At 68.3% G+C, this 22,647-nt stretch carries 19 protein-coding genes; 4 read left to right on the top strand and 15 right to left on the bottom strand.

The features are described from left to right. Positions 1–148: 148 nt before the first annotated feature. Complete coding sequence (locus FGL91_RS12280) at positions 149–1,390, bottom strand: PrsW family intramembrane metalloprotease (protein WP_153243942.1); 1,242 nt, start codon at positions 1,388–1,390, stop codon at positions 149–151. 89 nt (positions 1,391–1,479) lie between these two features. Here FGL91_RS12280 and FGL91_RS12275 point away from each other — a divergent pair, with 89 nt between their 5' ends. Next, positions 1,480–2,349 carry a fumarylacetoacetate hydrolase family protein gene (locus tag FGL91_RS12275; protein ID WP_047519345.1) on the top strand — a complete coding sequence of 290 codons (870 nt, stop codon included), beginning with the start codon at positions 1,480–1,482 and terminating at the stop codon, positions 2,347–2,349. Between the two features lie 64 nt (positions 2,350–2,413). On the opposite strand, the gene FGL91_RS12270 is transcribed toward FGL91_RS12275, so the two are convergent. Both FGL91_RS12270 and FGL91_RS12265 read right to left on the bottom strand, forming a co-directional pair. Next, positions 2,414–3,874: an aspartate ammonia-lyase gene (locus FGL91_RS12270; protein WP_131490847.1), complete on the bottom strand. Its 1,461-nt coding sequence runs from the start codon at positions 3,872–3,874 to the stop codon at positions 2,414–2,416. Positions 3,875–3,935: 61 nt separating this feature from the next. Next, positions 3,936–4,856 carry a phosphodiesterase gene (locus FGL91_RS12265; protein ID WP_131490846.1) on the bottom strand — a complete coding sequence of 307 codons (921 nt, stop codon included), beginning with the start codon at positions 4,854–4,856 and terminating at the stop codon, positions 3,936–3,938. Between the two features lie 59 nt (positions 4,857–4,915). On the opposite strand from FGL91_RS12265, the gene FGL91_RS12260 reads away from it, so the two are divergent. After that, the gene (locus FGL91_RS12260) at positions 4,916–5,482 is read left to right on the top strand and encodes a TetR/AcrR family transcriptional regulator (RefSeq protein WP_131490845.1); all 567 of its coding nucleotides are present in this window, start codon (positions 4,916–4,918) and stop codon (positions 5,480–5,482) included. A gap of 21 nt (positions 5,483–5,503) precedes the next feature. Here FGL91_RS12260 and FGL91_RS12255 read toward each other — a convergent pair whose 3' ends face one another. Next, positions 5,504–5,839, bottom strand: coding sequence for a peptidase (locus FGL91_RS12255; protein ID WP_131490844.1), 336 nt, complete (start codon positions 5,837–5,839; stop codon positions 5,504–5,506). Next, a complete protein-coding gene (locus tag FGL91_RS12250; RefSeq protein ID WP_131490843.1) occupies positions 5,836–7,215 on the bottom strand; it encodes an inorganic phosphate transporter in 1,380 nt (459 codons plus the stop codon). Before FGL91_RS12250 ends, FGL91_RS12255 begins: the two co-directional genes overlap by 4 nt. A 155-nt stretch (positions 7,216–7,370) precedes the next feature. On the opposite strand from FGL91_RS12250, the gene FGL91_RS12245 reads away from it, so the two are divergent. After that, entirely contained in the window at positions 7,371–9,470 is a 2,100-nt protein-coding gene (locus tag FGL91_RS12245) for a S9 family peptidase (protein ID WP_153243941.1), read from the top strand. A 50-nt stretch (positions 9,471–9,520) separates the two neighbouring features. Here the strand turns inward: FGL91_RS12245 and FGL91_RS12240 are convergent, their stop codons facing one another. The 6 genes from FGL91_RS12240 to truB all read right to left on the bottom strand — a co-directional run bounded on the left by FGL91_RS12240 (position 9,521) and on the right by truB (position 15,790). Then, positions 9,521–10,549, bottom strand: coding sequence for a 6-phosphofructokinase (locus FGL91_RS12240; RefSeq protein ID WP_047519389.1), 1,029 nt, complete (start codon positions 10,547–10,549; stop codon positions 9,521–9,523). Between the two features lie 203 nt (positions 10,550–10,752). Next, positions 10,753–12,897 carry a DEAD/DEAH box helicase gene (locus FGL91_RS12235; protein WP_134353562.1) on the bottom strand — a complete coding sequence of 715 codons (2,145 nt, stop codon included), beginning with the start codon at positions 12,895–12,897 and terminating at the stop codon, positions 10,753–10,755. A 193-nt stretch (positions 12,898–13,090) separates the two neighbouring features. Continuing rightward, positions 13,091–14,041, bottom strand: a complete 951-nt coding sequence (locus FGL91_RS12230; protein WP_153243940.1) for a bifunctional riboflavin kinase/FAD synthetase — start codon at positions 14,039–14,041, stop codon at positions 13,091–13,093. Then, on the bottom strand, positions 14,038–14,475 hold the full coding sequence (locus FGL91_RS12225; protein ID WP_227991603.1) for a hypothetical protein: 438 nt from the start codon (positions 14,473–14,475) through the stop codon (positions 14,038–14,040). The genes FGL91_RS12230 and FGL91_RS12225 overlap by 4 nt, the downstream gene beginning before the upstream one ends. A gap of 56 nt (positions 14,476–14,531) precedes the next feature. Next, positions 14,532–14,900 carry a hypothetical protein gene (locus tag FGL91_RS12220; protein ID WP_153243939.1) on the bottom strand — a complete coding sequence of 123 codons (369 nt, stop codon included), beginning with the start codon at positions 14,898–14,900 and terminating at the stop codon, positions 14,532–14,534. Continuing rightward, the gene (gene truB, locus FGL91_RS12215) at positions 14,897–15,790 is read right to left on the bottom strand and encodes a tRNA pseudouridine(55) synthase TruB (protein WP_153243938.1); all 894 of its coding nucleotides are present in this window, start codon (positions 15,788–15,790) and stop codon (positions 14,897–14,899) included. Before truB ends, FGL91_RS12220 begins: the two co-directional genes overlap by 4 nt. A gap of 115 nt (positions 15,791–15,905) precedes the next feature. Between truB and FGL91_RS12210 the strand changes: the two genes are divergently transcribed. Beyond that, positions 15,906–16,784 carry an A/G-specific adenine glycosylase gene (locus tag FGL91_RS12210; RefSeq protein WP_153244738.1) on the top strand — a complete coding sequence of 293 codons (879 nt, stop codon included), beginning with the start codon at positions 15,906–15,908 and terminating at the stop codon, positions 16,782–16,784. Positions 16,785–16,791: 7 nt separating this feature from the next. On the opposite strand, the gene FGL91_RS12205 is transcribed toward FGL91_RS12210, so the two are convergent. The 4 genes from FGL91_RS12205 to FGL91_RS12190 form a co-directional block, all read right to left on the bottom strand. Then, the gene (locus tag FGL91_RS12205; RefSeq protein ID WP_153243937.1) at positions 16,792–18,957 is read right to left on the bottom strand and encodes a response regulator transcription factor; all 2,166 of its coding nucleotides are present in this window, start codon (positions 18,955–18,957) and stop codon (positions 16,792–16,794) included. Between the two features lie 72 nt (positions 18,958–19,029). Further along, a complete protein-coding gene (gene rbfA, locus FGL91_RS12200; RefSeq protein WP_021199404.1) occupies positions 19,030–19,455 on the bottom strand; it encodes a 30S ribosome-binding factor RbfA in 426 nt (141 codons plus the stop codon). A gap of 92 nt (positions 19,456–19,547) precedes the next feature. Continuing rightward, the gene (gene infB, locus FGL91_RS12195) at positions 19,548–22,286 is read right to left on the bottom strand and encodes a translation initiation factor IF-2 (RefSeq protein ID WP_153243936.1); all 2,739 of its coding nucleotides are present in this window, start codon (positions 22,284–22,286) and stop codon (positions 19,548–19,550) included. A gap of 94 nt (positions 22,287–22,380) precedes the next feature. Then, on the bottom strand, positions 22,381–22,635 hold the full coding sequence (locus tag FGL91_RS12190; protein WP_153243935.1) for a YlxR family protein: 255 nt from the start codon (positions 22,633–22,635) through the stop codon (positions 22,381–22,383). Positions 22,636–22,647: the final 12 nt, after the last annotated feature.

The raw sequence follows: 22,647 nt of genomic DNA, 5'->3' as shown, positions 1-22,647 counted from the left end.
CGAGACCAGGCGTCGACACAAAACCCTCTTGACACTCGGCGAGAGCCGGTGCACCCTGTTTACAGATCAACTCAGCGCCCGGGAGACTCGCAGGCATCGCCGCAGCACCGGGCGCTGAGTCTTGCCACGGGGTCCGTCAGCGTCCGACTCAGTACGCCAGCACCGCCGCCCTGGCTGCGCGCGTACGGATCAGCAACGCGCGCTCGTCATCCACCGCGAGGGGATCGCGCCCGGTGATCGCACGCTGGCGGACAGCGGCCAGTGCCGTCGCGTCCTTGATGAATTCGCGCATGAGTGGCCTCCGGTCGCCTCGGAGTCCGCGTGCCCAGGCGAGGCCCGCCTTGCGACCGCTCGACGTGGCGAGCATCGTGACCTCTTCCGGCGTGAACCACCCCGCGCTCGCATACTCGGCGAGGCGGGCCCGGGTGAGGCGCGCCTCCTCGCGGCGCAGCGCGATGATCCCGAGGATGAAGCCGATGAAGAGCGGCACCTGGAGCGTGAAGTAGAGACCGAAGAAGTCGGCGAACGTCGCTGAGCCGTTCCACAGTCCGTGCAGCAGCACGGCCCCGAGCCCTCCCACCAGTCCGGCACCCAGCGCCGAGCCCGCCGAGCCGTGTCGACGCGCCACGAGGCCGATCGCGAAACCGGTGACGGCGGTGAACATCGCGTGCGCGAAGGGCGAGAGGATGGCGCGCACCGCGAACGTCACGGTCAGCTGCTCGCCACCGCCCTCGATCAGGCTGATCGCGAAGTACTGGATGTTCTCGGTGAACGCGAAACCGGCTCCCACGAGCGCCCCGTACACGACGCCGTCGACCGGACCATCGAAGGCCCGGCGGGCCAGAAGGAAGATCAGGAAGACGCCGACTCCCTTCCAGAACTCCTCGACGATCGGGGCCTGCACCACCGCGGTGAAGGCTTCGGAGGTGGGACCGATCAGGATCGTCAGGCCGACGTCGACGAGAAGCGTGAGCCCGACCGCGGCCACGGCTCCCCAGGCGATCGCGAAGAAGATCAGTCGCTTGGGTTCGGGCTCCCAGCGGTCGATCATGCGCACACCGAGGAACACGATGGTCAGAGGGATCAGCGCGAGGACCAGGCCGACCACCGAGGCGAATGCGCCCAGTGCCCAGCCGAAGTAGCCGATCAGAGCCAGGAGCAGGAAGCCCAGGAAGCCGAACAACCACAGCGAGATCGTCCGCCCCTTGCGCGTCGGTACCGGCAGCGCCGGAAGCGACTCCGCGGGCGAGGGTGCGACCGGGGCCGGCGGCGTGTACGGCGTCGGCTGGGCGAGCACCGACGCGTAGCCCGACTGCCGAAACGCTGCCGTGGCCGGCGGAGGCGTGTAGGGCGACGGCTGCTGCGGCGGGGGTGGTCCTCCGAAACTCATAGCCAAAGCCTACGGGGCACAAGAGAGATGGCCTCGGTATGGCTGTGTCCTCCATCCGCGGACCGGCCGCCACCCGGTAGCGTAGGAGCATGCGGTTCGCTCATCTGCGCCGTCCTGACTCCCCTCGCGCGGTTCTCGCCGTGGTCCAGGACTCGGACGCCATCCTCGTCTCTGATCTCCTGACCGACGCCCCTGCCACGCTGCAGCAGCTCATCGAAGGTGGGGATGCTCTTCTCGAGGCTCTGCGCGTGGCGCTGGCCGCAGGCGCCGCCGTCCGTCATCCGCTCGGTGACTGGTCGTTCGATTCCGCGGTGCTCGCACCCCCGGCCGTCCTCGCCGTGGGGCTGAACTATGCCGCCCACTCGAGCGAGCTCGGCCTGAAGACCGACGCCGCGCCCACCGTGTTCACCCTGTGGCCGAACTCGCTCACCGGCCACGATCAGACGACCTCCTGGCCGCGTGACCTCAGTGAGGCCGTGGACTACGAGGCAGAGCTCGGCGTCCTCATCGGCACCCCCGCGAAAGACGTCAGCGAGCAGGACGCCCTCACGCACGTCTGGGGTTACACCGTGGTCAACGACATCACCGCGCGGAACATCCAGTTCTCCGAAGCCCAGTGGTCCCGATGCAAGTCCTTCGACGGGTTCACACCGACCGGGCCCTTCGCGGTGACCGCGGACGAGATCCCCGATCCGCAGGACCTCCACATCTGGACCGTCGTGGACGGGCACACCGTGCAGGACGCGAGCACCGGACAGATGGTGCGCTCCGTCGCGAAGCTGATCGCCCACCTGTCGCAGTCCCTCACGCTGCTGCCCGGAACCCTCATCTCGACGGGCAGCCCCGGAGGCGCCGGGTACTCACGCGACCCGCAGATCTTCCTCCGCGATCACTCGACCGTGACCGTGGGCATCGACGGCATCGGCGAACTCACGACCCACTGCCGCATCACGGACTGAAACGGATCGGACACATGAGGGGACGGACGCCGTGGCGTCCGTCCCCTCGTGCGTTCCCGCCCTCTCAGATCTCGATCAGATCCTCCGGCGCGACGACCGGGATCGCAGCGGTGACCGTCTCCAGTCCCGACAGGCGTGCCGGCGACAGCTGCTTGACGACCTCGTCACGCGACATCAAGCCCGCCTCGACGACGAGATCGGCGACATTCCGATTTGTCAGCAGCGCGGTCTTCGCGAGCGCCGCTGCGGCCGCGTAACCGATGAACGGCGTCAGCGCGGTGATGACGCCGACCGACGCGCCGACCATCGCCCCGAGGCGGTCGCGGTTCGCGGTGATGCCGTCGACGCAGTTGACACGCAGGGTCCACATCGCCTGGCGCATCCAGGTGATGGACTGGAAGATCGAGTGCGCGATCACCGGCTCGAAGGCGTTCAGCTGCAGCTGCCCGGCCTCCGCCGCCATCGTGACCGTCATGTCGGCACCGGCGACGGCGAAGGCCACCTGGTTCACGACCTCCGGGATCACGGGGTTCACCTTGCCCGGCATGATGCTGGACCCCGCCTGCATCGCGGGAAGGTTGATCTCGCCCAGCCCGGCCTGCGGTCCCGACGACAGGAGACGCAGGTCGTTGCAGATCTTCGAGAGCTTCATCGCGTTGCGCTTGAGCGTCGAGGAGAACGACATGAACGAACCGGTGTCACTGGTGGCCTCGACGAGGTCTCCCGCGGTGCGCAGGTCGAGCCCGGTGATCTCCCGCAGGTGCTTCAGCACGGACGGGGCGTAACCCCGATGCGTCGTGATGCCGGTGCCGATCGCGGTCGCCCCCATGTTGATCTCGAACATCAGAGACGCGTTCTCGGTCAGGCGGGTGTGATCGTAACCGAGCGTCGTGGCGAAGCCGTTGAACTCCTGGCCGAGCGTCATCGGCACGGCATCCTGCAGCTGGGTACGACCGACCTTCAGGACGTCGTGGAACTCCCGCGACTTGCCAAGGAAGGACAGTCGGAGCAGATCCAGCTCCTCGAGCAGGGACCGCAACGTCAGCGAAAGACCGATCTTCACGGCCGTCGGGTAGACGTCGTTGGTGGACTGGCTGCGGTTCGTGTGGTCGATCGGTGAGAGGAACGCGTAGTCACCCTTCTCCCGGCCGGCGAGTTCGAGCGCGATGTTGGTGATGACCTCGTTCGCGTTCATGTTGGTCGAGGTGCCGGCACCGCCCTGGATGACGCCCACCGTGAACTGCTCGTGGAACTCGCCGTCGATCACACGCTGCGCAGCACGATCGATCAGGTCGGCACGCTCGGCGTCGAGCACACCGATCTCACGATTCGCGCGGGCGCTCGCCTGCTTGACCATCGCCAGGCCGACCACGAGATCGGGGTACACCGAGATCGGCCGCTTCGTGATCGGGAAGTTCGCGTCGGCGCGGGCGGTGTGGATCCCCCAGTACGCGTCGACGGGAATCTCCATGCTCCCGAGCGAATCGGTCTCGGTGCGGGTCAGGGTAGGCGCGGCAGAAGCCATGTCACATCCTCGTGGGTCGTGGCGGGTGAGAAGAGTGGGGGATGTGCCCAGTCTACGCCGCTCAGCGCCCGGGTTTGCGGGAGAAGGCCTCGAGTCGCCCTTCCGGTGAGAGCTTCGACATCCGCTCCACCCAGGCCTCCGAGAAGTAGTCGCCGGTCACCGCGTCGGTCACCGGGACGACGGTGTGGGTGATCGTGTCGGGATACACGTGGACCATCTGGAATGCCTGCGCGGCGTCCATGCCGTTCACCTCGGCCGCCGGACGTGCCACGTTCATCGTGTAGCAGGTGGCCGACGCGACGCTGACCGGAACCCCGGCGAACATCCCGTGTGACGAATAGTGCAGATGTCCGGCGAGGATGCCACGGACATCGCTGCCGCGGATGACGTCGGCGAGTTCGTCCTGATGGCGCAGTTCAAGGATGTCGAAGAGCGGCAGATGGCTCGGGAGCGGCGGATGATGCATCGCGAGCAACGTGCCGTGCGGCGCAGGCCGGGCGAGCTGATCCGCGAGCCAGGACAGTTGACCGGTATCGAGATCGCCGTGGTGCCAGCCGGGGACGCTGGTGTCGAGGGCGACGAGACGCAGCCCGCCGAGGTCCCAGACCCCGGTGACGGGCTCTTCGGTCGGCTCGAGGTCCAGGAGTCCTGCGCGCAGGGCGGGACGCTCATCATGGTTTCCCGCCACCCAGACGATCGGCGCGCCGAGCTCCTCGGCAACCGGTTCGACGGACGCGCGCAGACGACGATAGGCGTCCGGCTCCCCCAGATCGGCGAGGTCCCCGGTCACGACGATCGCCGTCGGGTGCGGGTGCACCGCACGGATCGCCTCCAGCGTGCGCGCGAAGTTCGCCTCGACGTCATACCGCCCGCCCAGCGATGCTCCCCCGGCGAGGAAGTGCGGATCGCTGACGTGGATCAGGACATGCGACGCCGGAGCGTGCCGGCCGAAGGTGTACGCGTCACCGATTGCTGCGGACATGCCCTCAGCCTAGGCGTCTGGTCAGTACTGCAGGTGTAGTGATCAGATAGGATGCGGTGGTGGCGCGGAACGAAGGCAGAAGACAGGCGATCGCGGATGCGGGGCTCACCGTGCTCGCTCGCGAGGGCTCCCGTGGGCTGACCCACCGTTCCGTCGATGTCGCGGCCGGTGTGCCGACCGGCACCACGTCGAACTACTTCCGCAGCCGCGATGCGCTGGTGGCCGGACTGGTCGAACGCATCGGTGAGCGGCTCTCCCCCACACCGGAAGAGCTGGAGCGCCGCTCCGCGGGCGAACCGGGCCGCGCGCTGTTCGCCGACTACGTGCGCGACATCGTCCGCCGACTCACCGATGACCGGGAAGTGACGCTCGCGCTCTTCGAACTGCGGCTCGAGAGCAGCCGCCGCCCCGAAGTGGCCGCGGTGCTCGGCGCCTGGCAACGCGCAGGGCTCGAGGAGGACGTCGCCTTCAATACGAGGGCGGGCCTCCCGGGGGGACGGCGCGAGATCGCGCTGTTCCACTACGCGATCGACGGGATCCTGCTCGACCGACTGACCACACCGATCGACCCGGAGTCACCGACCGATGACATCATCGACGACCTGGTGGAGGGTCTGCTGCGGTGATCTGAGGGTGCGCCGTGCGAATCAGTGTCCGATGACGAGCATGAGGATGCCGGCGACGACAGCCGCAGCGCAGAGCGCGAAGCACGCATAGGCGCCGATGAGAGCCGTCGTCTTCTGCCCCTCGGTGAGTGGGCTCTTCTTCGCCGCCTTCGCCGCCTGCTTCTCGGCGCGACGGAGCTCCTTCTCGGTGATCACGGTGATCGCGTCGGTGAACTCCGCGGGGCTCACGACCGGAGCACGCCCGCTGCGCACCAGCAGCCGGAGACCGAGCGCGTAGAAGGTGACGATCGCAGCCGCACCGATCAGCGCCGCCAGGAACACCTGGAGGAACGCGAGCCAGTCGATCACGATGTTCATTCGGACTCCTCCTTCCGCGTCGCATCCGCACTCTTCGACACGGCCCCGGCCTTCGCCGCCTTGCCGTCGGACTTCGCCTGAGCCTTCTTCTTTGCCTTGTCAGCCGCGTCCTTCCTGGCCTGCGCCTTCGCCTTGTCGCGCGCTTCCGCACGAGCCTTCGCCTCCGCCTTCGCCTCGGCGATGCGCTGCTGGCGTCGCGTGGGCGGTGGCGTGTCGGGGAGCTCGACCGCGCGTCCCGACTCAGCGACGTCGCTCATGGCGTTCGCGGGCGTCACGGCGTTGCGGCGCGAGCGCATGAAGAGCCCGAGGATGATCGCGAGTGCGAGGACCGCGTCGATCGCGACGCCCCAGTTGCCGAGCCAGACCACCAGGAGCGCGGCCAGCGCGCCGACACCGCCGGCTGCGGGCAGTGTGAGGATCCAGCCCACGCCGATCCGACCGGCGGTCCGCCAGCGGACCGTGGAGCCGCGGCGTCCGAGTCCCGAGCCGATCACGGACCCCGAGGCGACCTGCGTCGTGGAGAGCGCGAAGCCGAGGGCGCTGGAGGCGAGGATGGTGGCCGCGGTCGAGCTCTCGGCGGCGAATCCCTGCGCGGGTTTCACATCGGTGAGTCCCTTGCCGAGCGTGCGGATGATGCGCCAACCGCCCAGGTACGTGCCGAGTGCGATCGTGAAGGCACACGCGACGATCACCCAGAGCTCGGGCTCGTGATGCGCCCCCGACTGCCAGCCGATCGTGATCATCGCGAGAGTGATGACGCCCATGGTCTTCTGCGCGTCGTTGGTGCCGTGTGCGAGCGCGACCAGGGAGGACGTGAAGATCTGCCCCCACCGGAACCCGTCACGGCCATCCGGCTTTCCGTCGTAGCGACGGGTGATCGAGTACGCGATCTTCGTCGCGGCGAAAGCGATCAGGCCGGCGGTGACGGGTGCGATCAGCGCCGGAAGCACGATCTTCGAGAGCACCATGCCGAAGTCGATGCCGCCCACGCCCGCGCCGACGATCGTCGCGCCGATGAGCCCGCCGAAGAGCGCATGGGACGAGCTCGAGGGCAGTCCGAGGAGCCACGTGAGCATGTTCCACGTGATCGCGCCGATCAGGCCGGCGAAGATCAGCGAGAGGAAGAGGTCAGCCCCCGCGGAGAGGATCGCGTCCTCCCGGATGATGCCGCCGGAGATGGTCTTCGAGACCTCTGTGGACAGGAACGCCCCGATGAGGTTCAGGACGGCGGCGAGGAGGACGGCGGTCTTGGGCTTCAGCGCGCCGGTGGCGATCGGCGTCGCCATGGCATTCGCGGTGTCGTGAAAACCGTTGGTGAAGTCGAAGAAGAGTGCCAGCGCGATGACGAGCACGACGATGAGGGCTGCGGTTTCCACCGTTCGCTTTCGGTCGTTGAGGAAGAAGGAGTTGTCGACGGTATCGACGTGCTGAACGAAGAGTTCACCGTGGGTTTGACTTCCGTTAACCGGCCCCGGTAAATCCTCCCACCCTCCCCCGCGCCGGTCAACTCGACCTGGGATAGCGTGGAACGGTGACTGACGCCCCGCTCGCTGCCCGCCGTTCCACCCTCCGCACTCATCATGGCGACACGTTCGACGACCCGTATGAGTGGATGCGGGCGAAGGACTCCGAGGAGGTCATCGCACACCTCGAGGCCGAGAACGCCTACACGGATGCGCAGACCGCCCACCTCGCCGCGCTTCGGACGAAGCTGTTCGAGGAGATCAAGGCCCGCGTGCAGGAGACCGATCTCTCGGTACCCACCCGCCGGGGCGACTGGTGGTACTACAGCCGGACCGAGGAGGGAGCGCAGTACGGTATCCACTGCCGCGCTGCTGCCGACGCCGGCGAGTGGACTCCGCCCGTGCTCGAGCCGGGCGTCCCTGTTCCGGGTGAAGTGGTCCTTCTCGACGGGAACATCGAGGCCGAAGGGCATGAGTTCTTCTCGCTCGGCGCGTTCGACACCTCCGACGACGCCACGAAGCTGTTGTGGTCGACCGATTTCGAGGGCGACGAGCTCTACACGGTGCACGTGCGCGATCTGACGACCGGAGCGACCCTCGACGACGAGATCCCAAACACGGGCGGTGCCTTCTTCACGCCGGACGGCACCGGAGTCCTCTACACGACCCGGGACGACGCATGGCGGCCCGACACCCTGTGGCTGCATCGCCTGGGCACACCCGTCACGGACGACGTCCGGCTGTTCCACGAACCCGATGAGAAGTTCTGGCTCGGTGCGGGGATCACACGAAGTCGGCGGTACCTCGTGATCGGCGTCGGCTCCAGCATCACGAGCGAGGAGTACCTGGTCGATCTGACCGGCGATCTCACCGCCGAACCGCGACTGGTCTGGCCGCGCCGCGAAGGGGTGGAGTATTCGATCGATCATGCGGTGGTGGACGGCGAGGACCGGCTGTTCATCCTCCACAACGACGGCGCCCTGGACTTCGAGCTGGTCTCCGTCGCGGCCTCCGATCCCCAGGGTGAGCGGCTCCCGGTCGTCGCGCACGAGGCAGGAAGACGTCTGCTCGGCATGGATGCGTTCCGTGACTTCGCCACCGTCGAGTACCGACGCGAAGGACTCGAGCGCGTCGGTCTGCTCGACTACCCCACGAACACCCTCGACGAGATCCCCTTCGACGAACCGCTCTACTCCGCGGGCGTCAGCGGCAACCCGGAATGGCACTCGCCGTTCCTGCGCCTCGGATACACGTCGTTCGTCACCCCGGGGACGGTGTACGACCTCGATCTCTCGAATCGCGACCTGATCCTGCGCAAGCAGGTCTCCGTCCTGGGCGGCTATGACCCCGCGGGGTACGGCCAGCGGCGTGAATGGGCGACGGCCCCCGACGGCGTGCGTGTGCCCATCTCGCTCGTGTGGAAGCGCTCGTTCGGCGAACCCGGCACGGACGCGCGGCCGCTGCACCTGTACGGATACGGATCGTACGAGCACTCGATCGACCCCGGCTTCTCGGTCGCCCGGTTGTCCGAACTCGACCGCGGGGTGATCTTCGCCGTCGCCCACGTGCGCGGTGGTGGGGAGATGGGCCGTCAGTGGTACGAGGACGGCAAGCTCCTGCACAAGCGCAACACCTTCACGGACTTCGTCGCCTGCGCCGAGCACCTGGTCGCGACGGGCGTGACGACACCGAAGCGCCTGGTCGCCGAGGGCGGGAGCGCGGGTGGTCTGCTGATGGGAGCGGTCGCCAATCTCGCTCCCGAGCTCTTTGCAGGCGTCCTCGCCGGTGTGCCGTTCGTGGACGCCCTGACGACGATCCTGGATCCGTCCCTGCCGCTCACCGTGATCGAGTGGGACGAGTGGGGCGACCCGTTGCACGGCGCGGACGTCTACGACTACATGAAGTCGTACTCGCCCTACGAGAATGTGAGAGACGGCGTCGAGTATCCGCGGATCCTCGCCGTGACCTCCCTCAACGACACGCGTGTCCTGTATGTGGAACCCGCCAAGTGGGTCGCACGTCTGCGAGAGGCCGGCGCCTCGGACGTCCTCCTCAAGTGCGAGATGGTCGCGGGACACGGCGGCGTGAGCGGACGCTACAACTCCTGGAGGGAGCGCGCGTTCGAACTCGCCTGGCTGCTCGACACCCTCGGTCTCGCCGAGGACTGAACCGCCGTGGTGGGGCGCCCCGCACGGGGGCGCTCCCCCGCTCCGCGTCCTCAGCCGAAGAGCGCAGCGGCCTCGTCGTAGCGGTAGCGCGGCACCGTGTTCAGCTCGCCGAGAGCATCGGCGAAGGGCACCCGCACGATGTCGGTACCCTGCATGGCGACCATCTGCCCCCAGGCGCCGTCGACGAGCGCATCCGCCGCATGCAGACCGAGTCGCGTCGCGAGCACCCGATCGAACGCCGACGGCGATCCACCACGCTGGATGTGACCGAGGATCGTCGCCCGGGTCTCGATGCCGGTGATGCGCTCGATCTCCGGAGCGAGCATGTCGCCGATGCCGCCGAGCCGGGGACGGTTGAAAGCGTCGAGCCCCTTGTCGCTGTAGGCCTCTTCCATGCCGAGGAGCTTGAATCCCTCGGAAACGACCACCAGAGGTGCGCGACCACGATCGTGGGCACTGGTCACCAGCTCGGTGATGTCGTCGATCGACATCGGAACCTCGGGGATGCAGATGACGTGCGCACCGGCGGCCATGCCCGCGTGCAGGGCGATCCAGCCGACGTGGCGGCCCATGACCTCGGCGACCATGCAGCGCTGGTGGGAATCACCGGTCGTGCGGAGGCGGTCCATCGCGTCGGTCGCGATGTTCACGGCCGTGTCGAAACCGAAGGAGTAGTCCGTGGCCTGCAGGTCGTTGTCGATCGTCTTGGGGACGCCGATGACCTTGATGCCGTCCTTCGCGAGACGGTCCGCAGCGGCGAGCGTCCCCTCGCCGCCGATCGCCACGATGCCGTCGATCTTGTGGCCGTACAGGGTCTTGGCGATGTTCTCGGCGCCTCCGCGCTCCCCCTCGTAGGGGTTCGTGCGGCTGGTGCCGAGGATGGTCCCACCGACCTTCGAGAGCCCCTTCACCTCGTGGCGCGTGAGCGGCATGAAGTCGCCGTCCACGAGGCCACGCCACCCGTCCCGGATGCCGACGAACTCCAGGTCGTACGTGGTGGTGCCCTTGAGCACGATGCCGCGGATGACCGCGTTGAGGCCGGGGCAGTCGCCGCCGCTCGTCAGGATGCCGATCTTCATGCTGGTGCCTTCAGACGTTCGGGTGATGGGGGAACAGGCGACGCTGCCTTCGATCGACACTAGTGCCCCCGCGCACCCGCGCGCCATTCGACGCCGACGAAAATCCCCGATCTTGACGTGGACGATGGAGGATATCGACGGACTTCCCGGAGATGCCCGATATTCAGCGCCGAAGTGACGTTAAGAACAGCCGTTCTTGACGCCTACGCCGCACCGAGTGCCTGCCGCAGCAGGTGCATGAGTGCTGCCAGCTGCACCGGCTCCGCGGCCGACTCCTCCACGGCCTCGCCGTCGAGCGCCCGCGCCGCGAGGCCCTGCTTCTGGTCGATCAGCTCCGCGATCTTGGTGTCGATCGTGTGCGCCGCGATGATTCGCCAGGCGGTGACCGGCTCGTCCTGCCCGATGCGGTGCACGCGGTCGATCGCCTGCGTCTGCTCGGCGGCGGTCCAGGACAACTCGGCGAGCACGACGTTCGAGGCCGCTTGCAGGTTGAGCCCGACACCGGCCGCAGTGAGCGAGCAGACCGCGATGCCCACGGAGGGGTCACCGTTGAAGTCGTCGATCGCCTGCTGTCGCGTGGTCGACGACTGGTCGCCCCGGATCGACACCGCCCGGATGCCCGCGGCGGCGAAGTGCGCCTCCGCCTGATCCATCACGTCGATGTGCTTGGCGAAGAAGACCACCTTGCCGACCGAGCGCTGAAGCTGCGCCGCGTAGTCCGCTGCGAGGGGCGCCTTGGCCTGGCCGATGCGCCTGACCATCGTGAAGACGTTGTCTCCCCCGGTGCCGGCGGCCTTCGACTCCTCGAGTTCGTTCTGAGCGACGAGACGCACGATGTCCTCGTCGATCTCCCCGGGGACCAGTCCGCGATCGCCCCGCGCCTCGATGATGCGACGGTAGCGTGCGGCGAGCCGCTCCCCCAGCTCGCGCTCGGCCTGACGGATGCCGCGTCCGAACTCGTCGTCGAGCTGCACGGGCAGGTCGGCGATCAGCTTGTCCGGGAGATCGGCGGCGACGTCCTTCTTCTTGCGGCGTACGATGCCCATCGAGATGACGGCGTCCCGCGCCTCGGGGTAGAACGCCTTGTCGGCCGGAGTGAACCCGGTCGCGTCCAGCTTCTCCATGAGCTCGGGGCCCGGCTTCTCGCCGGTCGTCCAGCCCAGGAACCGCCAGATCGCGTCGAAGTCCTCGACGTCGTTGATCAGCGGGGTTCCGGTGAGGGCCAGCATGAGCGGATCGTGCCCCGGGGTGCGCTCGCGCACCTGGGCGGCCAGCGACAGGACGTTCTGCGACCGCTGCGAGGACAGGTTCTTGATGAAGTGCGCCTCGTCGACGACCATGCCGCGCAGACCGATGGAGGCGAGCCACGACATGTGCCGGTCGAGGATCTCGTAGTTCACGATGAACACGTCGGCGAACGCATCGATGTCGTCGCCGTCTCCCTGGATCACCGTCGCACGGCGCTGCGGAGTCCAGCGTTCGACCTCGCGCGCCCAGTTCATCTTCACGACGTTGGGCACGACGACGAGCAGCGGATACGCACCCGCGACGGACGCGGCGAGCACCGACTGCGCCGTCTTGCCGAGGCCCGGCTCATCAGCGAGCAGGAAGCTGCGGTGCCCCGCCTTGACCGCCTCGAGGAATCGGGACTGGTGCACCATGACCTCGAGGCCCTTGGGCGAGATGTGGTCGAACTCCGGCGCAGGCGGGAGATCCATCGATGCGGCGGATCCGCCCGCACCCGTCTCGAATGCCTTGTACAGCGGGCCCATGAGCTCCCAGCCGTCGAGACGACGACGCGGGGTCGCCGCCGCACGCGGCGTCAGGTCGGGGGCGAGGAACGGGTTTGCCAGCTGACGTGCCTCCACCGAGGGCGGGGTGACCTGTCGCTCCGCGATCGCCGCGGGCACGACGGAGACCTGCACGGGGGCCGCATCGGCGATGATCAGGTCTTCGGGAGCGAGCTCGGCACCGGATTCGAGCAGCCAGTCGCGACGCATGCGCTTGGCCACCGGCGACGTCGCCTGGTCTGCTTCCAGCAACTGGATGAGCGACGTGTCGCGCGCAGCGGTCTTCGCGAGGATCGTGGCGACACCGTCGAGCCGCTTGAGCAGCTCGGCGCGCGCGGGATCCCCGATCTCAGCGTCGGCCTTCACCCGCGCACGTTCTTCGCGCACGAGGAAGGCGATCACCTGGAACTTCACCCGGTTCGTCGGACCGAGCTTCCCCCGCTGAGACTTGGCCTCGATCTCACGCACCTTGCGCGCGAGGATCGGGATGAGGGGTGCCTCGTCGTCACGACGGGACGTCTTCTTTCGCCGCGTGGCGGCGGTTGCCGTGGTCGGCATGCTCCTCCTGAGCGTGAAGGCTCCGGCTTCCCCAGGAAGCCGCCAGCCGTTCTCGTTGTCCGCGTGTGGCGTGAGCCAGGACCGTACGAACAGTGGATCTTCTTCCCGTCGAGGCACGCGAGAAGCGTGAGAATCGGCGGGAGCCGTTTCCCATTCTATGTCATGGTGCTCGCGTCGCGGATATTTCGGACGATCAGGAAGCCACGTCGAGCGCGCGGGCGGCATCGGTGACGTCGGCGGCCATCTGCTCCATGAGCTTCTCGATCCCCTCGAACGCGACCATTCCGCGCAGTCGCTCGACGAACTCGACGCTGACATCGTGTCCGTAGAGATCCAGCCCGGTCTCGCCGAGCACGTGCGCCTCCACCTGGCGCACGAGGACATCATCGAAAGTGGGGTTGGTCCCGACGGAGATCGCGGAGGGGTGCCGGATACCGGTGTCATGATCCACGAGCCATCCCGCGTACACGCCGTCGGCCGGGACGAAAGCATCGACGATCGTGGAGAGGTTCGCGGTCGGGAACCCCAGCTCTCGCCCGCGCTTGAGGCCGTGGACGACCTCGCCCCGCACGTCCGGGTAGCGGCCGAGCACGGTCGTCGCCGTCGCGACATCGCCCTCCATCAGCAGCTCTCGGATCCAGCTCGACGACACGCGCCGCGCGGAGCCGGGGAGGTACACGTCGTCGACGACCTCGACGGAGAAGCCGTGCTCGGGCCCGAGCACGCGCAGGAGGTCCGGCGTGCCCGCTCCCCTGTTCCCGAACCGGAAGTCCTCGCCGACGAGGACCGTGGAGACTTCGAGCGCACCGACGAGGATGTCGGTGACGAAGTCATGAGCGCTGCGGGCGGCGAGTTCCTCGTCGAAGGTGAGCACCAGAGTCGCGTCGATGCCCATCTCGCCGAGCAGTTCGAGTTTGCGCTCGACCGTGACGACGTTCTCCGGGCATCGGTCCGGACGAAGGATGGCCAGGGGGTTGCGGTCGAACGTGACCACGACGGCGCGGCTGCCACGGGCTGCAGCGGCTTCGTTCAGCCGGGCGATCACCGCTCGGTGGCCGGCATGGACGCCGTCGAACTTTCCGATGGCGACCGCGCTCGGTCCGAAGCCGTCCGGGATCTCCTCCGGACTGCGGAACACGATCACGCGTGGACCTCGACCGATCGCGGGGCGTCGACAGGTCGGTGCGTGCGCAACCACCAGACGCCGAAGATCGGGAGCACCAACGGGACGAAGAGGTACCCGCGCCCGAACAGCGACCACACCGTCTCATGTTGGAACAGCGCCGGCATCAGGACGCTGAGCAGACCCACCACGAGCACCCCGGTCAGTTCGAAGACGATCGCGATCCAGGCCACCGTGTACCAGCCGCGACGTCGGGCGAGGACGAGCGCGAGGGTCGCGAGGATGTACACGACGGCGGCGAGTGCGGACAGCGAGTACGCGAGAGGTGCCTCGTCGAAGCGGCGGACGATCTGCACGAAGCTGCGTCCGGTGGCGGCCAGCGCCATCACGGCGTAGACGATCACGAGGACGCGACCGATGCCGGTCATCCGAGTGGGGGGTGCGGTGGAGCTCATAGCGCATTCCATCCTAGAGCCGCGGGAGGCGGCCGGACTCTGCCCGAGGTCTCAGCTCATGCGATCTGGACGGACCAGATGACCTGCATGCGCCACAGCATGATCGCGATCGCGAACGCCGCGACCCCGAGGATCACGGTGCTCCACCTGCTGCGCTCCATGAGCGCCCACAGCACGGCTCCTACGGGAAGCAGTGCGGCCGACACGAGGTAGACCCAGTACTCGAGCAGGTCCCCCGTCGGCGGGTTGCCGGCGAGAGGTGCGACGATCGCGACCATCACCTGGACGATCAGGAGGAGCTCGACCAGCGCGAGTGCACCGACGCTGAAGTCGCTCGGCCGGCGCCCGATGAGCCCCGCGATGAGGCAGAAGACACCCGCCGCGACGGCCACGACGACCTGGGCGATCGTGAACCACAGGATCATCGCACGGCCTCCGGCATGTTCATCGCACTCTTCAGGTCGGCTCCCCGCTTCTCGACGATGCCGACGAGGAGCCCGTCCTCGTCGATGGCGGCTGCGATCGGTCCGTCCAGGCGCGCGGCGTGGCCGGTGAGACGTTTGCCGTGCCGCAGGTCGCGCGCTTCCTCGGCCGTCATGTCCACAACCGGGAGGATGCGCCGGGCCGCCTGCGCCGCGGTGAGAGTGGACGCCCCCTCGAGCGCGTCGACATCCACGGCGTCGCTCACATCGAACGGGCCGATCCGCGTGCGCCGCAGCGCGGTGAGGTGCCCGCCGACGCCGAGGGCGTCCCCGAGGTCGCGAGCGAGCGAGCGGATGTAGGTGCCGGACGAGCAGTCGACGATCACATCGAGATCGAGCGCTTCGTCGCTCCGCCGGCTCGCGATGAGGTCGAACCGGGAGACGACGACTTCTCGGGCGGCCAGGACGACCTCTTCCCCGGCACGGACGCGATCGTAGGCTCGACGCCCGTCGACCTTGATGGCGGAGACGGCACTGGGCACTTGCGAGATCTCTCCGGTGAGGGCAGCGATCCCCGCGGCGACCGCATCGTCCGTCACAGCGTCCCACGCCTCCGCAGCGGCGGTCGTGAGGATCTCGCCCTCCGCGTCATCGGTGCCCGTGGTCTGGCCCAGTCGGATCGTCGCCGTGTAGGTCTTGTCCGCGCCCACGATGTAGGTCAGGAGCCTGGTCGCTCCCTCGATCCCGATGACCAGTAGCCCGGTCGCCATCGGATCGAGCGTTCCCGCGTGACCGACCTTCCTCGTTCCGAACGCACGACGGGTGCGCGCGACGACGTCGTGACTGGTCAGCCCAGCGGGCTTGTCGACGAGGAGGATGCCGGGCGAGACCATCCCCCCAGCCTACCGAGGCCACAGCGGTCGACCGTTCGCGAGCCTCGGTCGACGGCGTCGTTCCGGGCACGGCTGCGCGCTCCCGTAGGCTGAGGGGATGCCCGGATCGCAGGCCCTGCCCGACATCGTGTCGCGCCTGTCGGACTGGTATCGGGACGCAGCGCGTGACCTGCCGTGGCGCCGGTCCGCGTTTCATGACGAGTTCGGCGCCTGGGGCGTCCTCGTGAGCGAGTTCATGCTGCAGCAGACCCCCGTCTCGCGGGTCATCCCCCACCTCGAGGCGTGGCTGGCGCGGTGGCCGACCCCGGAGGCGATGGCCGCGGCATCCGCGGCGGACGTCGTGCAGCAGTGGGCGAACCTGGGCTATCCGCGACGGGCGCTCTGGCTGCACCGTGCCGCGGTGGAGATCACGGAGCGGCACGACGGCATCGTTCCCCGCGATGTCGACGCGCTCCTCGCGCTCTCCGGCATCGGCGACTACACCGCCCGAGCGGTCGCCGTGTTCTCCTACGGAGACCGGCACCCGGTGGTCGATACGAACACGCGTCGCGTTCTGGCGAGGGCGATCGACGGCCGCGCCCACCCCGCGCCGCCGTCTCGTCGTGACCTCGCACTGATGGAATCCCTGCTCCCGGCTTCGGTGCCCGAGTCCGTGGTCTTCAACGCCGCGGCGATGGAACTGGGCGCCACGGTCTGCACGGCGCGAGCTCCGCGCTGCGAGCAGTGTCCTCTCTCCGCGTCCTGCGCCTGGCTCGTCGCGGGCCGCCCCGACACCGGGGATGACCGACGACGCCAGGCATCGTACGAGGGATCGGATCGTCAGGCCCGTGGCCTCGTGCTGCGCCTTCTGCGGGAGGCGTCCCCCGACGCGGTGCCCCTGGTCGCCGTCCTGCCCGACTGGTCGGATTCGCCTCAGCGCGATCGCGCGATCGACTCGCTCATCGCCGACGGGCTCGCCGAGGCCGACGGCGAAGCCCTCTCGCTGCCTCGGTGACGACGCTTCAGAGGTGATGATCGGTGCGGTGTGCGAGCACCGTGAGCTCGACGCGGCTGCGGACGTCGAACTTCGTGAAGATCCGCCCGAGGTGCACTTCGACCGTGCGGACCGACACGTTCAGCATCTCGGCGATGTCCCTGTTCGGGGATCCGCCGACGGCGAGCATCGCCACCTCGAGCTCCCGTGCGGTGAGCGCGAGCGACCATGCGGCGCGACACGCGGAGAGCGGATCGGCCGCCGGAACGATGCTCCCCTCCCTGGCGTCGAGCCGGTCGATGCGGTCGCGGATGGACCGCGCCCACGCGGTCGCTCCTGAGACCTCGAACAGACGCTCGGCACGGTGGAGGTGCACCCTGGCCGCGGCATGGTCATCGTGGATCGCGTGCTGGGTTCCGAGCATGGTCTCCACTCTGGCTCGCGTGAACGGAGAGGCGAGCGTGCGTGCGGCCTCCGTCACGGCATCACGCTCCGAACGCCACCGAGCGTCCCCGGCCGTCGCAATGCGCACGCGCAGCCGCTGCGCGAGCGCGATCTCCGGCGGCTCGATCGAGCCGACCGTCATCGGGCGCGCCTCCACCGTGAGAGCGAGTTCGTCGAGCGCCGGCACCGACATCGCGGTCCGCGGTGACCCGAGCTCGGCCCAGAGTCGAAGCGTGGCGGCGGCATCGTGGAAAGCGCCGGCGAGAAGCGACTGGATGCCCCGATCGACGAGCACATCGATCCGTGCCCCGTTCGGCAGGGCTGCCGTGAGTGAAAGCGAGAACGGACCGAGTTCGCCGAGCACGGCGAGATCGAGACGGCGCGCGAGGACAACGCCCAATCCCGCGAACGGCAAGGCGACCGGCAGCACGAGCGCGGCCTGGATCAGTCGTTCCCGCGCGAGGCCGATGTCGCCTCGCCACGCGAGCAGCAGGACGTCGACGACCCGGCGGTACGCCTGGATGATCGGGCTGTGCTCGTAGCCGGGAACCAGAGGGTCCGGCGCGGAGCCGATCGCCGAGTCGTCTTTGGCGAGGAGACGTCGCGCTCGATCGATGTCACCGTGCAACGCTGCGCGCAGGGCACTCAGCATCCCCCCGCTCACCGGACCGGACCCCGCGACCTCATCGACGTCACGGTCTCCGGCGATGAGCCAGCTGAGGGCGATCGCCGGATCCCGCAGTTCGCGCTCCGCACCGGTGCGAGCTGCCCCCTCGCGGAGCGCATCGAGCCACACCCGCATCCCCCGCCGGTCACCTCGCTCAGCGCACATCACTGCCACGAGTGCGCTCGCGCGCGTCCAATGTCGCCAGTCCTCCGGGTCATCCGTCTCCGGACGCAGCGAACTCGGATCGATCTCGGGCACCGCCCCTTGCGCGAGCGTCTGGGCGACGAGGAGTGCGCCGAGGCCTCGCGAACGCCGGGGGTCGGAAGTCTCGGAGTACAGCGCGTTCAACCATGCCGAGGCCTCGGACACGAAGCCGGCTGCGAGCGCCGACGTGCCTGCGACCAGACGCGCGTCGTCTCGGTCGCTTGCGGTGGCGTGGTCCGAAGCCTCGCGCGCGAGCAGCAATGCGCGCTCGGGATGGCCCGCGTCACTGAGTTGCCCGGCGATGTCGATGAGCTCGGGAGCAGCCGCAGGGTCGCCTTCGAGGGACGCCCGCGCATGATGCCAGTTCGCGCGCACCTGGTCACCGCGCGCGCGGAAGACAGTGCTCAACCGCTCGTGGACGACCGCCGTGGTCGCGGCCGAGGATGTGGCTCTGATCCAGATCGACAGGCGGGCATCGACGAAACGAACACGACCGGCATGCACGCGGAGGCGGTCGCCCACCGGAGCGGCCGCGACCTCTGATGCGGATCTCCCGTCGAACGCGAGCAGAGGTTCGAGATCATCCTCCAGCGACACCGAGAGTGCGAGGAGCAATTGCCGGTCACGCGATTCGAGTTCCACGGTCTCGAACCTGCGGGCGATCGACGGGACCAACGGGAGCGGTGAAGGCAACGGACGGTGTCCGTGTCTTTGCTCGGGCGTCAGACTCTCGACGACTTCGCGGACCGTGGGGGCATGCGCGTCGAGATCGACGGCGAGACCGGCGAGCACATGCGGTGCGCATGCGAGGTTCCGTTCGAGAAGCTCCTCGAGGATGATTCCCACCACCGCGGGCGCGACGAATCGCCCCCGCGCCATGCTCCGACCCACGATGCCGCCCCCCAGCTTCGCGGGATCTGGTCCCGCGAAGCTGAGCGTATCAAACGGCGATCACTCCGCGTCGTCGTCCGTGCGGTACGGGTCGGCGTCGCCGGCATGCGATGCCGAGGACGCGAGCTTCGCGACGTCCGCATCCCGCTGCTGGGCTTCGCGGAGCAGCGCACCGATGTGATCCGCGTTCTCCGGAAGCGCGTCGGGGATGAACTCGAGCGTCGGCACGAGCCTGGTGCTGAGCTGCCGCCCGACCTCGCTGCGCAGCATTCCGGTGGCCGAGGTGAGCGCGGCACCGCTGGAGATGCGCTCTTCCTCCGTGCCGAGCACCGTGTAGAACACCGACGCGTGCTGAAGGTCTCCGCTCACGCGGACGTCGGTGATCGTGACGAAGCCGAGGCGCGGGTCACGCAGCCCCTTCTCCAGTCGTTCAGCGAGGATCACGCGGATGCGATCCGCGAGCCGAGCCTGTCGTTCGCCTGCCATTGTTCTCTCCCTGTACGGAAACCTCAGGGCGTCCCCGCCCCGCGCCCCGAGGGGAGCGGGGCGACGGACGCCCGAGAGGTTGTTCGAATCGATCAGCCGCGAGGCTTCTCGACGAGCTCGGTCGTCTCGATCTCATCACCGATCTGGATGTCGTTGTACTTGCCGAGGCCGATACCGGCCTCGTAGTCCGTACGGACTTCGGTGACGTCGTCCTTGAACCGGCGCAGCGACTCGATGGCGAGGCCATCGGCGACCACGACGCCGTCGCGGATGACGCGAGCCTTGGCGTTGCGGGTGATCGTTCCCGATCGCACGATGACACCGGCGATGTTGCCGAACTTCGAGGAGCGGAACACCTCGCGGATCTCGGCCACACCCGACTGGACCTCTTCGAACTCCGGCTTGAGCATGCCCTTGAGCGAGCTCTCGATCTCGTCGATCGCGTTGTAGATGACGGAGTAGAAGCGGATGTCCACGCCCTCACGGGAGGCACGCTCGCGCGCCTTCGTGTCGGGGCGGACGTTGAAGCCCACGATGATCGCGTTGTCGATCGTCGCCAGGTTCACGTCGGACTCGGTGATCGCACCGACACCGCGGTGGATGATGCGCAGCTGCACCGAGTCGTCGACCTCGATCTTGAGCAACGACTCCTCGAGCGCTTCGACGGCACCGGAGACGTCACCCTTGATGATGAGGTTGAGCGACTCGACCTTGCCCTCTTCGAGAGCACGGGTGAAGTCTTCAAGCGAGATGCGCTTGCGGGCCTTGGCCAGCTGGGCGTTGCGCTCGACCGCTTCACGCTTCTCAGCGATCTGGCGGGCCATGCGGTCTTCCTCGGTCACGATGAAGACGTCACCGGCACGCGGCACGGAGTTCAGACCCTGCACCTGCACCGGACGCGACGGGTAGGCCTCGAGGACCTGCTCGCCGTTCTCGTCCGCCATGGCACGCACACGGCCGTACGCCGTACCTGCGACGATCGCGTCGCCGACCCGGAGCGTTCCGGACTGGATGAGCACCGTGGCGACCGAACCGCGGCCCTTGTCGAGCTTCGCCTCGATGGCGACACCACGAGCGGCCTTGTTCGGGTTGGCGGTCAGGTCGAGACCGGCGTCTGCGGTGAGCAGCACGGCGTCCAGGAGTTCCTGGATGCCGGTACCGGCACGTGCGGACACGTCGACGAACATGACATCTCCACCGAACTCCTCGGCGACCAGGCCGTACTCGGTCAGCTGCTGACGCACCTTGGAGGGGTTGGCGTCGGGCTTGTCGACCTTGTTCACCGCGACCACGATCGGCACGTTCGCCGCCTGCGCGTGGTTCAGCGCCTCGACCGTCTGCGGCATGATGCCGTCGTCGGCTGCGACCACGAGGATCGCGAGGTCGGTGACCTGCGCACCACGGGCACGCATGGCGGTGAACGCCTCGTGACCCGGGGTGTCGATGAACGTGATGGCGCGCTCGATGTTCTCGTGCTCGGTCCAGACCTGGTAGGCACCGATGTGCTGGGTGATGCCACCGGCTTCACCCTCGATGACGTTGGTCTGACGGATCGCGTCGAGCAGTCGCGTCTTACCGTGGTCGACGTGACCCATGACGGTGACCACCGGCGGACGGATCTCGAGGTCGTCCTCGCTCTCCGCCTCCAGCTCGGCCTCGAGGTCGAGACCGAAGCCCTCGAGGAGCTCCTTGTCCTCGTCCTCGGGCGAGACCATCTGGATCTTGTAGCCGAGCTCGGCCCCCAGGACCTCGAAGGTCGCCTCATCCAGGGACTCGGTGGCCGTGGCCATCTCGCCGAGGTTGAAGAGGATGGTGACGAGGGTTCCCGGCTGAACCGTGTAACCGGTCAGCGTCTCGATCTTGTCGGCGAAGTCCGCGATCGACGCGCCGCGGCGCATGCGGATGGTCTCTCCGTTGCCGCGGGTGACGTTGACGCCACCGACGACCGGAGCACTCCGCATCTCGAACTCTTGCCGCTTCGCCCGCCGCGACTTGCGCTGCTTGCTCTTTCCGCCGCCCTTGCCGAAGGCACCTGCGGTGCCGCCACCGGGACCACGGCCTCGGCCGCCGCCCCCACCGGGACGACCAGCGAAACCGCCGCCGGGACGCGCGCCGGGACCACCGGCACCGCCGGGTCCGCCGCCGCCGGGACGACCGGGACCGCCGGAGCGCTGCTGGAACGGAGCACCCGGACGACCACCCTGACCGCCACGAGGAGCGCCGGGACGCGGCGAACCGGGACGCGGGGCACCCGGACGGGGTGCGCCGGGACGCGGAGCCTGCGGACGCGGGATGTTGCCCGGGGTCGGGCGCTGTCCCATGCCCTGAGCGGATGCGAAGGGGTTGTTGCCCGGACGGGGTCCGGCGGGGCGCTGACCCATCCCCTGCGCAGAGGAGAACGGGTTGTTGCCGGGGCGCGGAGCCCCGGGAGTCGGTGCGCCGCCCTCAGCAGGCTTCGCCGCCTCGGGAGTCGCTGCAGCCGGAGCCTCTGCCGCGGGAGCAGGCGCCGGAGCGGAGGGCGCGGGAGCCGCGGGGGCCGGGGCCTCCGGGGCAGGCTTGGGACCGGGCTTGGGACCCGGGGTCGGTGCCGGCTTGGCACCGGGCTTGGCGCCGGGCTTGACGGCGGGCTTCGCGGCGGGAGCGGCGTCAGCCGCTGCCTTGAGCGAACCGTCGGCCTCGATCGCCGCACGCAGCTTGCGCGCCACCGGCGGTTCGATGGTCGAAGACGGGCTCTTCACGAACTCGCCGAGTTCCTTGAGCTTTGCAAGTGCGACCTTGCTGTCGACGCCGAGTTCGGCGGCGATCTCATGTACGCGTGGTTTACCAGCCACAATTCTCCTGTCTGAGTCGGTCCACCCAGACAGGGCAGACCACTAGTCGCGGACGGGTCTCATTTCGAGCCGTTCACTTTGTTTCCATAGCTGTTCAGCCTTTGTTTCTTGGTGGATGCTGTTCGAAGTTCCGCGTGTCCAGCTGAGTGGTCACGCGCAGTGCTCGTCCGAATGCGCGGCGCCGCAGAGCGGCATCCATGCATTCGCGTGTCGGATGGACCCACGCGCCTCGCCCCGGCAGGACAGCACTCTCATCGACGATGAGGGTGTCGTTCTGGGACACCACCCTGAGGAGGGCGGAGCGGGGAGCACGCGCGCGACAACCGACGCACGTTCGTACGGGTTCCATCTTACACCTGCG

It is taken from the genome of Microbacterium sp. CBA3102 (assembly GCF_007954505.1).
GTDB classification, from domain to species: Bacteria; Actinomycetota; Actinomycetes; order Actinomycetales; family Microbacteriaceae; genus Microbacterium; species Microbacterium aurugineum.
This window is presented reverse-complemented; position numbering and strand designations above follow the sequence as displayed.